Origin of the sequence: Pseudoflavonifractor sp. 60, from assembly GCF_009911645.1 — a bacterium.
In the GTDB taxonomy this organism is placed as follows: domain Bacteria; phylum Bacillota; class Clostridia; order Oscillospirales; family Oscillospiraceae; genus Lawsonibacter.
The window spans coordinates 1-13,133 of sequence record NZ_QWKI01000228.1 but is presented as its reverse complement, the minus strand read 5'-3'; the positions used below and the strand labels follow the sequence as shown (position 1 = coordinate 13,133).

The 13,133-nt window shown below is 49.6% G+C and carries 15 protein-coding genes and 1 pseudogene; 10 read left to right on the top strand and 6 right to left on the bottom strand.

What is annotated here, in order from left to right:
* From D1646_RS20310 to D1646_RS20290, 5 genes and pseudogenes are all read left to right on the top strand, one after another.
* Positions 1-864 (top strand): MobA/MobL family protein (locus D1646_RS20310; RefSeq protein WP_160638201.1); only part of this gene is annotated, 864 nt, incomplete at its 5' end.
* Positions 861-1,211 (top strand): cysteine-rich VLP domain-containing protein, encoded by a 351-nt coding sequence (locus D1646_RS20305; RefSeq protein ID WP_160638200.1) that lies wholly within the window; start codon positions 861-863, stop codon positions 1,209-1,211. The genes D1646_RS20310 and D1646_RS20305, both read left to right, overlap by 4 nt.
* 140 nt (positions 1,212-1,351) lie before the next feature.
* Positions 1,352-1,795, top strand: a pseudogene (locus D1646_RS20300) (phage replisome organizer N-terminal domain-containing protein); the annotation flags it as partial.
* A 472-nt stretch (positions 1,796-2,267) separates the two neighbouring features.
* Entirely contained in the window at positions 2,268-3,569 is a 1,302-nt protein-coding gene (locus D1646_RS20295; RefSeq protein ID WP_160638198.1) for an IS4 family transposase, read from the top strand.
* Between the two features lie 265 nt (positions 3,570-3,834).
* Complete coding sequence (locus tag D1646_RS20290) at positions 3,835-4,224, top strand: hypothetical protein (protein ID WP_160638197.1); 390 nt, start codon at positions 3,835-3,837, stop codon at positions 4,222-4,224.
* Positions 4,225-4,302: 78 nt separating this feature from the next.
* On the opposite strand, the gene D1646_RS20285 is transcribed toward D1646_RS20290, so the two are convergent.
* Together D1646_RS20285 and D1646_RS20280 are read right to left on the bottom strand one after the other, a co-directional pair.
* Positions 4,303-5,790: a hypothetical protein gene (locus tag D1646_RS20285; protein WP_160638196.1), complete on the bottom strand. Its 1,488-nt coding sequence runs from the start codon at positions 5,788-5,790 to the stop codon at positions 4,303-4,305.
* Between the two features lie 15 nt (positions 5,791-5,805).
* A complete protein-coding gene (locus D1646_RS20280) occupies positions 5,806-6,120 on the bottom strand; it encodes a hypothetical protein (RefSeq protein WP_160638195.1) in 315 nt (104 codons plus the stop codon).
* 99 nt (positions 6,121-6,219) lie between these two features.
* Here D1646_RS20280 and D1646_RS20275 point away from each other — a divergent pair, with 99 nt between their 5' ends.
* From D1646_RS20275 to D1646_RS20255, 5 genes are all read left to right on the top strand, one after another.
* Positions 6,220-7,368: a hypothetical protein gene (locus D1646_RS20275; RefSeq protein WP_160638194.1), complete on the top strand. Its 1,149-nt coding sequence runs from the start codon at positions 6,220-6,222 to the stop codon at positions 7,366-7,368.
* Positions 7,369-7,433: 65 nt separating this feature from the next.
* The gene (locus D1646_RS20270; RefSeq protein ID WP_160638193.1) at positions 7,434-7,865 is read left to right on the top strand and encodes a DUF6809 family protein; all 432 of its coding nucleotides are present in this window, start codon (positions 7,434-7,436) and stop codon (positions 7,863-7,865) included.
* Positions 7,855-8,322 (top strand): hypothetical protein, encoded by a 468-nt coding sequence (locus D1646_RS20265; protein WP_160638192.1) that lies wholly within the window; start codon positions 7,855-7,857, stop codon positions 8,320-8,322. Before D1646_RS20270 ends, D1646_RS20265 begins: the two co-directional genes overlap by 11 nt.
* A gap of 70 nt (positions 8,323-8,392) precedes the next feature.
* Positions 8,393-9,547 carry a cysteine desulfurase family protein gene (locus D1646_RS20260; RefSeq protein ID WP_160638191.1) on the top strand — a complete coding sequence of 385 codons (1,155 nt, stop codon included), beginning with the start codon at positions 8,393-8,395 and terminating at the stop codon, positions 9,545-9,547.
* 87 nt (positions 9,548-9,634) lie between these two features.
* Positions 9,635-10,864: an ATP-binding protein gene (locus tag D1646_RS20255; protein WP_243154269.1), complete on the top strand. Its 1,230-nt coding sequence runs from the start codon at positions 9,635-9,637 to the stop codon at positions 10,862-10,864.
* Between the two features lie 44 nt (positions 10,865-10,908).
* Here the strand turns inward: D1646_RS20255 and D1646_RS20250 are convergent, their stop codons facing one another.
* From D1646_RS20250 to D1646_RS20235, 4 genes are all read right to left on the bottom strand, one after another.
* Positions 10,909-11,091 (bottom strand): helix-turn-helix domain-containing protein, encoded by a 183-nt coding sequence (locus D1646_RS20250; RefSeq protein WP_160638190.1) that lies wholly within the window; start codon positions 11,089-11,091, stop codon positions 10,909-10,911.
* Positions 11,088-11,498, bottom strand: coding sequence for a sigma-70 family RNA polymerase sigma factor (locus tag D1646_RS20245; RefSeq protein ID WP_160638189.1), 411 nt, complete (start codon positions 11,496-11,498; stop codon positions 11,088-11,090). Before D1646_RS20245 ends, D1646_RS20250 begins: the two co-directional genes overlap by 4 nt.
* A gap of 634 nt (positions 11,499-12,132) precedes the next feature.
* On the bottom strand, positions 12,133-12,810 hold the full coding sequence (locus tag D1646_RS24065) for a response regulator transcription factor (protein ID WP_160638188.1): 678 nt from the start codon (positions 12,808-12,810) through the stop codon (positions 12,133-12,135).
* A 105-nt stretch (positions 12,811-12,915) separates the two neighbouring features.
* Positions 12,916-13,119 carry a hypothetical protein gene (locus D1646_RS20235; protein ID WP_160638187.1) on the bottom strand — a complete coding sequence of 68 codons (204 nt, stop codon included), beginning with the start codon at positions 13,117-13,119 and terminating at the stop codon, positions 12,916-12,918.
* Positions 13,120-13,133 lie beyond the last annotated feature (14 nt).

Genomic DNA, 13,133 nt, shown 5'->3' with positions numbered 1-13,133 from the left:
TCTGTCCCTCACTGCGGTGGCTGCTTAGATCCTAAAATCCTTGCGCGAAATGTGTCAACTCATATTGACAAAATCAGCCCCATTCGGGAGGACGGCAAGTGGGGCGCAAAGTGCCGCAAGGTTTACGATCTGGACGGCCAGGGCCAGGGCCAGCGCATCCCGGACGGCAAAGGCGGCTGGAAAAGTCACCGGGAGGCCACCACCGACTGGAACCAGCGGGGCAACGCCGAGAAGTGGCGGGCGGCGTGGGCCAGCTATGCAAACCGGGCTTTAGAGGCCGCAGGCAGGCCGGAGCGCATCGACCACCGCAGTTACAAGAGGCAGGACACCGCCCCGACTTCCCAATATGCCAAGGTCAAGACACTCAAAGAGGATGCAAAACTATTCAATTTTTTGATGGAGAATGGCATTTCCTCGATGGAGCAGCTTTATGAAAAAGTTTCCGCCATGAACAGTGGCTATTATGATTTGCGCGGCAAAATTGTCAAGGCGGAGCGCCGGTTGTCTGTGCTGAATGCGCGATTGGAAATGTGGACGCAGTATCAAAAATATAAGCCTATCCGCCAGAAATTGGACAAGGTTTCGCCAGGAAAGCGAGAGCAATTCGAGCAGCGGCACAGCGCCGACCTTGCTCTGTTTGATGCTGCCGCCCGCTACCTGGACACGCTGAAAGCATCCGGCGAGGCCATCACCCCCAGGGCATGGAGGGCAGAGGTTAAAAAGCTGACCGCAGAGAAAGACGCTGATTATTTGAAAATGCGTGATATGTGGGAGGACATCAAGGCGGTTGAGACTTTGAAAAGGACCGCTGAATGCCTTGCCAGGGAGGGCCAGACACAGCGCAGGGAGGAACAGGAGCGATGATACCCCACATGACTTATCCACAGTATTGGACTGTCCAACGGCTGGTACATAGCTGCTGTAACTATGACCGGGGAAATTGTCTGCTGCTGGACGATGGGGAGGAATGTGTCTGTCCGCAGAGTATTTCCTATTCGCTGATTTGCCGCTGGTTCCGGGCCGCTGTGCTGCCGCTGGATGAAAGTCTGTACGCCGCCCTGCTTCACCGGGAGAACATGAAGAAATGCGTCCTATGTGGCGGCTGGTACATCCCCAAGTCGAACCGGGCGAAATACTGCCCTGATTGTGCTGAACTGGAACGGCGGCGAAAGACCCGTGAGCGAGTGCGCCGCCATAGGGCTGGTATGTAACGCTTTAGGCCCGAAAAAGCCTTGATATTACGGGACTTTCCGGGCGTGGTCGATAGGGGGGCTGTATGTTATCATTCCGAGGCCCCAAAATGGCCCTCTAAACGTCCACAGAGAGCATTCCCGCAAAGGAGATTTACCCTATGGCTGACAACCGAAAATATTACTATCTGAAACTGAAAGAAAGCTATTTTGACGATGATGCCATTGTTCTGCTGGAGAGTATGCAGGACGGTATTTTGTACTCCTACATCCTGCTCAAGCTGTATCTGAAATCGCTGAAACACGGCGGACGCCTCCAGCTTGACGAGAGCATCCCCTACACGCCCCAGATGATTGCCACCATCACCCGCCAGCAGATTGGAACCGTGGAGAGGGCAATCAAGATTTTCTTGCAGCTGGGGCTGATGGAGCAAATGGCGGACGGTGCTTTTTACATGAGCAATATCGAACTGCTCATAGGCCTGTCCTCCACCGAGGGGGAGCGGAAACGGCGGGCGAGACGGGCAAATCGCACCGCCCTTAGTCCTGGTGGACAAATGTCCGCCCACAGTCTGGACATTCGTCCACCAGAGATAGAGTTAGAAGCTGTATTCACAAGCGGATAAAACGGTGGTAAGATAGGATATATGGAAGAAAAAGGGCGAGAGTCGTATCCAATGCTATAAAGATAAGTAAAAAAAGAACTCCCGGCACGTCTGAAAAGATAGTGCTGGGAGTAATCTTTTTGTATTGCTTTGCATGGGATATTGCTCAAATAGCGGCGGTTTTCCCTTAACTTAACGGAAATCGAAAAGCGGTCGGTTAAGTTAAAAACTGTTTCCTGCCCCTTGACAAATATGTACATCTTCCGTTATAATCAAAATACAGTCAAAAAGCGCGTAGGAAGATATAAAATCGACAGGAACCGCATTCAAAAAGTCTCGAGACAAATAGGCGGACAAGTCAAAAAATTCACGGCAAGGAACAAAAAGAAGCAAGCGCAATGGAAACGCTGATGGCGTTTTGTTGCGCTTTTTTGCGTTTTTGCTGAATTTTTTAGACAAAGGAGCCTTTACTATGACCTATCCTGAGATTGTATATCAGCAACTGCAAAACATTATTCAACGCGAAATAGACTATACAACACGCGACAAGATGGTGAAATCGCCTCAGCGGAAGCGAGTTGTCACCCTTCAAGACGTTGCAAACGCGCTCTTGTATTTTGAGGGCGGCAATCTTGCGAAGGAGCTGAAGCGGGCGGGCCTTGATATGACGCCCTCCGCCTTCATTCAACGCCGCCACCAGCTCCATTCTGGAATCTTTCAAGACATTTTAGCCACTTTCGGCGCGCAGGATACGGAGTACGAAACATTTCAAGGCTATCGGGTCTGTGCGGTTGACGGGTCGAGCGTCAACATTGCGAGAGACCCAAACGCCAAAACATTTGTGCAACATTCCGGCGCGCCCAAAGGCTACCATCAGGTGAAAGTCCACGCTATTTATGATGTTTTGTCAAAAATGTATCTTTCCGCCGAAATTCATCCCCAGCCGGAGCAGGACGAAATCGGAGCATTGGAGTTTTTGCTGAGTTGGTACGATATCGCCGGGAAGATTCTGCTTGTGGGAGACCGGGGCTATTCCAGCTATGCGCTGTTTGCTTCACTTCTTGAACGGGAAAATACCGATTTTCTCATTCGGGTGAAACAGGGGCGCGGCGCGATGAAATGTATAGCAGACCTTCCAATGCAGGAGTTTGACCGTCAGGTCAAATTCACAATCACCACCACCCAGACTAAGGAGGACAAGGCCCGGGGCTACATATTTTTACAAACCCAGAAAAATCCAAACCGCACATATAGCGCGAATACACGCGCCGGACGCTGGAGCTTCCCTTCTCCCTACCCCATGGAACTGCGAATTATTCGGCTAAAGCTCAGCACCGGGGAATATGAGACGCTGGCGACTTCTCTGCCCGCCTCCGTCACCGCAAGTCAGATCAAAGAGCTTTACCACGCGAGATGGGGAATCGAAACAGTATTTCGAGAGCTGAAATACAATCATTGCGTTACGCATATCCACGGAAAAAGTGAGGAATTTGCCCGGCAAGAAATCTATTCTGCCATGATTTTTTCCAATTTCTGTTCTAAAATCATCAGGCAAGTTGTCATTCAACCGTGGAAGCATGGGAAGCTCTACGAAGTAAACCGCAAAATGGCGGGATATCTTTGCAAAAATTTTCTCCGTAATCCCGGCGCGGATGGGGAGCAGCTTTTGCGCGATATTGCAAAATATGTTGTTCCAGTGAAGCCGGGCCAGCGGAATCCGCGAAATCTCCGGGCGCAGTCCTGGCGCGGTTTCGGTTATCGTGTGTCAGCGTAAATAACCATAATTTCAGTCACCGAGAAAAATTTCCCCAGCGGGTAAATGCCACATTTATGAATCGTCCAGTAAGAATTTATTCTTCAGAGGACTACAAAAACCTTGAAATTTCAGTGAAAAAGGGCACCATTCAAAAATTTTTAGGTAAATGACGGGAATTTCAGTAGCTTAAATTTCAGTAATCGCTCAAAATTTTAGTAATCTAAATTCTGAAAAATGAACTTAATTTTTAGCTATTTTTCGTTTTTGAACTGGAGGGTCAGATATGGACATCTGCATCACAAACGCTATAGACCGCATCATACATGGTGAACAAAGGTTTAACACCGAGGAGGATGGCTTTAAGGAAAAATTGAGCCACTTTTTGTACGAAAGTGGAATCGAAGTTGAAGAATATTTGTTCAAGCAGTTGCTCAACAAAACTCACCTAGAACAGCGCCATTATACTGAAATCGACGTTGAAGTTGCTGTTCATACCACAATCACATTCGGGGATTACTATGGTAAAAAGCACCTCCACGGAAACGCTTACATATTTTCGCATCACCATGTGAAAAGTTCAAACCGGGGAGAATCTTTGGGAAATTTGAAGAGAGTTAGATTCGATTTTCACAATCACGTTATGGAGGAACTAGAGCTTTTGTTTCATTTTTGAGCAAGAGAAGCCCCTTCCCAGCTAATAGCTGGGAAGGGGTGTTCTGTCCTCAAAGGGAGGGGAAGGAGCTGCCGCCGATTACTTTTCCCTTTTCCTGCATTTCAGCTTCTCCAACCAGCCTTTTACAATTGAAGGTCTACAGCAATAAAGGGCTGAAACTACCGCTAAAACAATGGATATGGCGCAGGGTAATACGATTTCGCTGTCAATTGAGACGTTTCCAAACCAACCAACGTGTATATGGCCTGGAATTTGCGCGATAAATACTACTGAATTTAGAATGAAGATTCCGCATATCGCAAGAGCAATTATCCTCTTGTATTTCATCAGACGATTATATATATGCGGTACTTGAATACGGAATAAAAAGCATGCAAGAATAAAGGTTATAATGAAAAGCAGTAACAACCCTATGCTTTCTAATTCTGGTTCACGCCAAAAATTCAAAAGATTTTTGATACAAAAAATAAAAACTGTTACGCAGTTAAACAAGCACAGAACCAACGCCAGCGTTTTTTGGACAGTTACAATTTTGGACGGTTTGCTGTCTCTTATGATATCGCCGTTTCTGGCTTTTCGTGCCAAAAATGCCGTTGAAAGAACGCTGGTGTAGCATATACAAATTAGAACAATTATTAGGAATATTTCTGTTGCCTCTGAAAGATTTAATTCCCTTGAATTGAAAATGGGGTTAAGGATTACGCCAGATATACTGAATAGTCCTGCCCAAGCAGTGATTATTGAACAGAAAAATTGCTTGATATAACTTGCAGTTTCTTTTTTTGTGTCCTGTTCATCAAGTGCTTTTTGTTTCTGCTCCGCAATCCTCTCCCGCTTCCTCTTTTCCAGAACACTGACGCTTGCGCTTTCCCGCGCTTGTTCAAGGGTCTGCTGGCAATTCGGACAAGTGTCCCCGTCAATATTCCGAACCAAACACCCACAAGTACACCGCCACAATCCGTTGTCCAGCGTTTCCGGCTTGCAGATTGTTTCCTCGCTGACTTCGCTTTGCAGTTCCGGCGGTAATGTGTTTTTCAGCAAGGTTACTGGAACGGGGCTTGACGTTTGCGCGTCCGTCCCCGCCCTCCAAACCGTGCCGTCCGCAAAAACAATCTTGCTGTAGGTTATGACGATATGGATTGCTCCAATCTCGCCTAGGTCCAAAAGCTGTTTTTGCCCAAAAGTATCCCCGCTTGCACAGTTTATGTCCAGATACTCCGCCTGAATTGCAGAGCCGCTTGCGATTCTATCCCCTGCGTCATCAATGAAATCAATCGCGGCATATGCGGATTTGATGGTCTGCGTCCCTGCGTTGATAAACTTCAACTGCAACAGATTCTTTCTTGTTGCCTTGTCTTTCAGCACCGCTCCGCGCAGGAATATGACGGGACAACCGCTGGCGGGAGGCTGTTCGTTGAAAATCCATCTTACACGCTCAAATCTCTGCTTTTTTCGTATATTCAGCTCTATTTCCGGTATCCTTACCTTTTTGGGGCTCACAAACACAATGGCTACGGGTATAATTGACGGAACGATTATGATTAAAAAGATTAGAACTACCTCCATGCGCCAGTCCTCCTCTTACAAATCGGGGATATCGCTGTCATGGAATCCTCCGGCACTCCCGCCGCCGCTGTCGCTGTTCAGAAGGGTTTCCGCTGTAACCGCGCTGATAGCGTTGCCCTGCGCCAACAGCTTGTAAATGGCTTCAAGATAAAGGTTTGTCTTTTGCTGTTCCTCCAGTCGCGCGCTGATTTTCCAATACCAGCACCAGAAAGCCCGGGTAATCAGGAACACCAAGACCGCGATTAAACCAAAAACCAGCAGACCAAAAGTCTGATCCCCAACCGCCGTTATACATTCCCAGAACTTAAAGCGCTGTATGGTACATCCCAAATCTATATTTCCTTCTACCATGCACTGAGGTCTAACAGCCAGGACTACCGGCTGAAGGTTTTCAATCAGCTCCGCAAGCGGAAGCTGCTGTCCTCCGATATGAGAAAGCCGGACGCAGCTGTGTTGGCACAGCGCCTCGATCAAAAACCGCTGTACGACTGGCTCCAGGATGACTTCGGTCATATCAAGGACTTAACCGCCAGCGACGGGGTCAAGCTGCTGATTCATATGGATCAGCTGTGTCATCTGGTCTTCAGTATGACGGACAGAAAGGATGCGATGCTGGCACTGCGGAACCTGGATATCCTGGATCAGTTTTCCTGTATGGATGATCTGAAGAAAAATGTTGCCCAGATGGACCAGGATTGGTGCTCCCTGTCCGAGACCATGAAATTAAGTCGGGAATTTCTTGAGCTCTTTGAAGAAAATATACTCTCTTTTATCTGTGAAAACGGCGCGGCTATAGCTGAAACATATCGAAAGAACCTTGATTCTTCCAAGCAGGACGCTTTCCTCTGTGTGGTGAAAGCGGAACTGATGGGACAGCTGGATGAACTGAAATACTTTGAGGGCGATTTACAGCAGGAGATCGACTTCCCACTTACCCACCAGGTCAAAACCGGCTGGAAGCGAAACCTTACAATGGAGCGGAACGGCCTTGCAGTGGGAGAATATGATGATTTCTTTTCCACCATGCTGCTTGGCGTCCATCCCTATTCCACTTGCCTGGACTATAGCAGCGGCGCTTACCGTGAATGTCTGTTGTCTTCCTTTGATTCCAATAAAAAGATCCTCTATGCAACACTGGAGGGCCGCATCGTCGGCAGAGCTTTTTTGCGGCTCACAAAGGGGCGGATGAAAGGTCCTGATGAAACAGAACCTCAATTCACTTTTGTGGATCTGGAGGATGTCGAAGCATCCAGGCAAGGTCCTGTCTCCAAGCACGAGTTTTTAACACTGTTTTTAGAGCGGCCCTATATCAGCCGTGTAAATTCAGAGATGAAAAACCAAATCATGCAGAGCTTTGTGGGTCTTGCTCTTCGTAAATCGGAAGAACTGGACACAGTGCTTGTTTTGAGCATGGATTATCACGGCAGCTGCGGAGCATCCTTTGCCCAGACAAAATTTGATATCTACATCTCCAGATCCAAGGCTGGGATGCAGTATCTGGACAGCCTGGATGGTTCGGCCACGGCAACAAAAGAGGGCAGCTATGGTACGAACACGTTTTTAATTCACAAGGACTGACACTATAATCACTCAGAGGGACAGGCTGTATGATCACCTGTCCCCATTACAGGTAGGAGGAAATCATGAATTTTTATGAAACCAAAATGGGCCATATCTTTTTTGAACATCAGGTTCCGCAGTTGATCAACGCCCTGAACACGCTTGCCGCCTCCGTGACGAAACCTGCTCCGGCGGCAGCTCTGCCGGTATCCGTTGACCCCAAGTTTTTGCGTGATCTCTTTTTCGGCGATTACGAGCCGGAAATTTACAAGGTATCTCCGGAGCTCCAGCGGTTCAATCAGACAGTGGATCAGGCCCATAAGTCTCTGATATTAACGCTGTCAGAAGACAGCATAAAGCAGCTGGAGGAATATGAGACGGCCCTGTCGGAACGAAACATTGCTGTGACGGAGCAGGCGTACAAGGCCGGCGTCCATGCCGCTGTGCAAATGATTATGGCGGGGCTTTCTTATCCCACTGTGGAAGAACAAACGGAGGCTGGTCATGACTGCTGAAGAATTGAATTTGCCCAGGGACAAATTTGAATGTGTATGTATCATGCCCATAGAACTGGACGCCATGAGAGCCGAGTTTACAATTTCCTTTCAGGATATTGACGGCCTCTGTGAGATCAAGACCTGCTATGGGGATATTCGTAAAATTGTAGATGCCCTGATGGATTATTCCAGAATGCTGGAGATGGTCTGCGATCAATGGAACTTACATGGCTTCCATCGGGCTAAATATGAGTATTATGCTGAAAAACTGAGGGCAATCGCTAAAAAATACCAGGCTGGTATTCATTACGACTATGATGCCGCTGTGGAAGAATGCCAGAAAAAGCAGGCAAAAAAACAGCGTGACGACGATCCGGGAGGCGATGCTTTGGACTTGGCTTTTCTTAAAGCACCGAGGGAGCAGGCCAAGACCGAGGAAAAGACACCCCAGGGAGAACAGACTGTAGGCCAATAATCTGCAAGTTGGAAGCGTCGCCTTGATGGCTACGCTTCCAACTTTTCAAATGAGAAAGGACACAAATAAAATGATCTATATGGATAATGCGGCTACTACGAAAATAACCCCAGCGGTCATCCAGGCTATGTGCTTGTGTATGGAGAATACCTGGTACAACCCCTCCAGCCTGTACGCTCCCGCTCAGAGGGCTGCGGAAGCGCTGAGGGATGCCCGGGCGCGCATTGCAGCCTGCCTCAACGCCTCTCCCGATGAAATTATCTTTACATCTGGGGGCAGCGAGTCAGATAACCAGGCGATCCTCTCCACTGCCTGGGCAGGCGCACGGACTGGAAAAAGACACATCATCTCCACAGCCTTTGAGCACCATGCCGTTCTGCACACCCTGGAAAAGCTGGAGCGAGAGGGCTATGAGGTCGAATTGCTGGATGTTCATTTCAATGGCATCATATCCGCCGCTCAGGTGGAGCGGGCCATCCGGGAGGACACCTGCCTTGTAACAGTCATGTATGCTAACAATGAAATAGGCTCCATTCAGCCCATCTCCGAAATCGGCGCGGTATGCCGGGAAAAGGGAGTTACCTTTCACACGGATGCGGTACAGGCGGCGGGCCATCTTCCCATTGATGTTAAGGCTCAGAATATTGATCTGCTGTCCCTATCCGCCCACAAATTTCACGGACCAAAGGGAATTGGGGTGCTGTATGCCCGGAAAGGTATCCCCGTAACCAGATTGATCGAGGGCGGAGAACAGGAGCGGGGCCGGCGGGCCGGAACAGAAAATGTGCCCGCTATCATTGGTATGGCAGCGGCTCTTGAGGAGTCCTGCTCCCATATGTCAGAGAACACAGGGAAGCTAACCACCCTCCGGGATCAGCTGATTGCGGGACTGTCTCAGATTCCCCGCGCCGTTCTGAATGGCAGTTTAGAGAACAGGCTGCCGGGAAATGTGAACCTCTCCTTTGCGGGGATCGAGGGAGAAAGTCTGGTGCTGCTGCTGGATCGGCATGGCATATGTACCTCTACTGGCTCCGCGTGTACCGCTCAGTCTCTGTCTCCCAGCCATGTACTGCTGGCAATCGGACGTACTCATTGTGAAGCCGTGGGCGCGCTTCGGCTGTCTCTCGATGCAAACAATACACAGGCCGATGTGGATGAAGTGCTGCGTGCTGTTCCAGAGCTTGTAAAAGGACTGCGTAGAAACCGGAGTGGTGTAGTTTGGTGAGCGTCCAATTTGGTCTTGCATAGCGCTTATACTTCGGCTATAATAGGACTATAATAAGAATATAGCCGAGAGCAGGAGGAAGGTACAATGTATATCAAGCGTCACATGGAGCAGTTATTGGGGCAGATCACCACGCAATATCCTGTTCTTCTGGTGACTGGTCCCCGGCAGGTGGGTAAGACCACCATGCTGGAGCATCTGGCTCAAAAGGAGAGTCGGGGCCGGGAGACAGTCACGCTGGACGATCTGACCGTTCGAGAGCTGGCAAAGACAGACCCTAAAATGTTCTTCCAACTCCACAAGCCCCCGTTGCTGATCGACGAGGTGCAGTACGCCCCAGAGCTGTTCCCCTACATTAAAATGATGGTGGACAGCCGCCGCCAGCCGGGGGACTTCTGGCTCACCGGCTCCCAGCTCTTTTCCATGATGGAGGGCGTTCAGGAGTCCCTGGCCGGCCGGGTGGCGCTGCTTCAGCTCTCCCCGCTGTCCTATGGGGAGATTATGGAGGATGACAACACACCGCCTTTCCGGGTGGAGTTGTCCGCTCTGACCGAGCGGCAGAACCGCCGGACGGTGCTGGACACCCCCGCCATCTTTCAGCGGATATTCACCGGCGGGATGCCGGCGCTGGTCAGCGGGCAGTATGCCAATCCTAATATCTTCTACTCCAGCTACATCAGCACCTATCTGGATCGGGATGTGCGACGGCTCTCCGCCGGCATTGACGACTTGAAGTTTCTGGGGTTCCTGCGTGCCGCCGCCGCCCGGGCCAGCCAGCAGGTCAACTACAAGGGGATTGCGGACGATGCGGAGATCGACCAGGCTACGGCCAAAAGCTGGCTCCACATTCTGGAGGCTCTGGGTATTGTGTTCCTGCTTCGTCCCTACTCCAATAATGTATTGAAGCGGACGGTATCCACGCCCAAGCTGTATTTTTATGACACGGGCCTCGTCTGCTATCTCACCCGCTGGAGCAGTCCGGAGACGGCCATGAATGGAGCCATGAACGGGGCACTGCTGGAAAATTACACAGTGGCGGAGATTGCCAAGACCTACCAGAATGCTGGGCAGGAGCCGTTCCTATACTACTACCGGGACAAGGATGCCCGGGAGATCGACCTGCTGCTGGAGCAGGACGGCAAATTGTTCCCCATCGAGATCAAGAAGATGGCGGCGCCGCCGAAAAAGCTAACAAAGGTATTTGAGCTGATCGGCAAGTCCCCTCTGGAGCGGGGAACCGGCGCGGTGCTGTGCATGGCCGACCAGCTGGGAGGCTTTGATCAGGATAATCTGATTGTTCCGATTTCTTTGATCTAAAAGCAACAGGGTGGGTCTCTTCATTGAGGCCCACCCTGTTGCTTTTAGATTATGAATTTGCGGATGCAGTTGAGAAGCGTGATGCACAATTCCTGGTACAGGTCTTCATCAAATGTGCCGTCAAGAATGGATTCCTTGATAAGCAGCGGTTTGTAGAGTGCAAGGATTGATTCCTCTGCATCCTTATCGCCGCTCTTGGCCTGAATCAGCAGCTCCTTAAAATTCATGTCTGACCTCCTCGCAATTCTTTCCGCAGCTTTTGAACCACACGGTAATAGGCTGCGGAAGCTCCCTTATACCGCAGTCCCAGTCCTTGTGCAATCTTTTCAAACGCCTGCTCTTCCAACACCCTGGCAAGCAGGATACGCAGTTCCCGCTCTTCAAGATGCTCCAGTGCCCGCACCAGATCTGCGTCGTCCAACCGCATCAAGATCGGAAGGGTTTCCAGCATATCCGGCGCCATTTCATCCAGGATTCGCATATCTCCTATATCGGCGGATATTTCGTGAAAGGCCAAATGCCTGGACTTCTTCTGATATGCCGCCTTGCCCCGGCGGATCGCCTTTTGCAGATAGCCGGTAAAGCGATACTGCAATTCCTTTGGGATCTCCCACCTGTTATTTTTCTGCCACATGGAGCATTCTCCGTTCTGTTATTTTTTGTGGTCAAACAGAACAGGCGGTCCCCTGCAGCGAGGAGGCGGCAGTAATACGATATAATAAGAACAGCCGACTCTGTGCTGCTGCACAAAGTCGGCTGCTGTTTTTTCATTGGGACATCCGTTGAAATAATTCTGTTCAGCTGATGGGGGCCTATTCGCTGTGGATAAGCCTACTTTCCACCCTCTGCTATACTGGCATATGCAGTATTGCGGGCCCCTGCAAGCAACGTGTACTGGCTCATTAAAACGACGGACAACCCCAATGCGATGACGTTCTCTGCCCATCGCATGGATGCCTTCTTCCGTTTATCACTGCCGGCACACAGGCGACAAATCTCAACTCTTTCTGGCGAGACATGGCAGCACACACTGCCGCCCTGCCGATAAATAATATTTATATGTAAATAGTTGGGAATAAGTAAGGTATTATGTCTTTTATCTTCTTTTGCTGCCTCTACAGTGCAGTATAAACAGGAAAAGGGAACTCCCTTGGAATCTCTTCGGAAGAAATATGGAAATCATTCATCACTTTTCGACAATCTATTTTCTGCGCCACAATAATAAGGGATGCTGTCAAAGCAGCACCCCTTTTGTTGATTGTTGGTCATTACTCTGGAGGAACAAACTTATACCCGACACCCCAGGTATTTTGAATAAAATCTTTCCCCAATGCTGTCAACTTCTTGCGGAGCGTCCGGATATGCACCCTCACAGTTTCTTCCCCACTCACCGCAAATTCATCATCCCAAACATGAGCATACAGGTGCTCCAGGCTGAACACCTGCCTGGGATAGCTGGCAAGGCAGTGGAGCAAATCAAATTCTTTTCTGGTCAGCTCAAGGTTTTTACCATCTACCATAACCTGCCGGTATCTGGGGCTGATGATGAGCTCCGACCCAAAAGAGATCGTGCTGTGGCGTTCATGCCTGTTGTCCCCATCAAAGTAAAGACGAATCAGTGCGCGAGCCTGCGCCGCACAGATTAGGATATCTACAGGCTTTTCCAGACAGGCATCCGCCCCGGTATGGAAAAGAGTGACGATATCCTCCGAGTCCAACGGGTCAGTCAGCACCAAAATCGGTGTATGCTTTGTGTTCCGTATGGTTCGGAGCAATTCCATACTATTTGCATCCGCCGGCTGAACATCCAGAATGACCAGACAATACTCATTCTTCATGTAGTTGGCCAGAGCTTCCATCGCGGATGTCATACAGCAGGCGTCTGTAACATCATCCACCAAACTGTCACATATAGCTTGACCTACGGCCAAGTCTTTATTCACCACTAATATCTGTCTCTTTATATGAATCACTCCCGTCGGATCAAATATTCTTTTTTATGACAATCAATTCCTCTTGGAAATTATATTCCTCTCCCCAGGCCTCCAGATTTACAGGCTCCCGCTGTTTCTCACCGGTGATCTGTATACTATCCTGGGGGTAACAGTCACGTTCAGCTTCTGCCCCTTCCACAGCAAGGTGCAGCTTAGGCAGCCGTTGCCCAGGCGGAAATTTGCCTCTACTTTGCCCAGGGCGGTAGGGTCAAAATCGGTTTCGATGATTTTCCACTCGTTGGCCTTGCTGAAATCAAGCACAATTTTTCATCCTT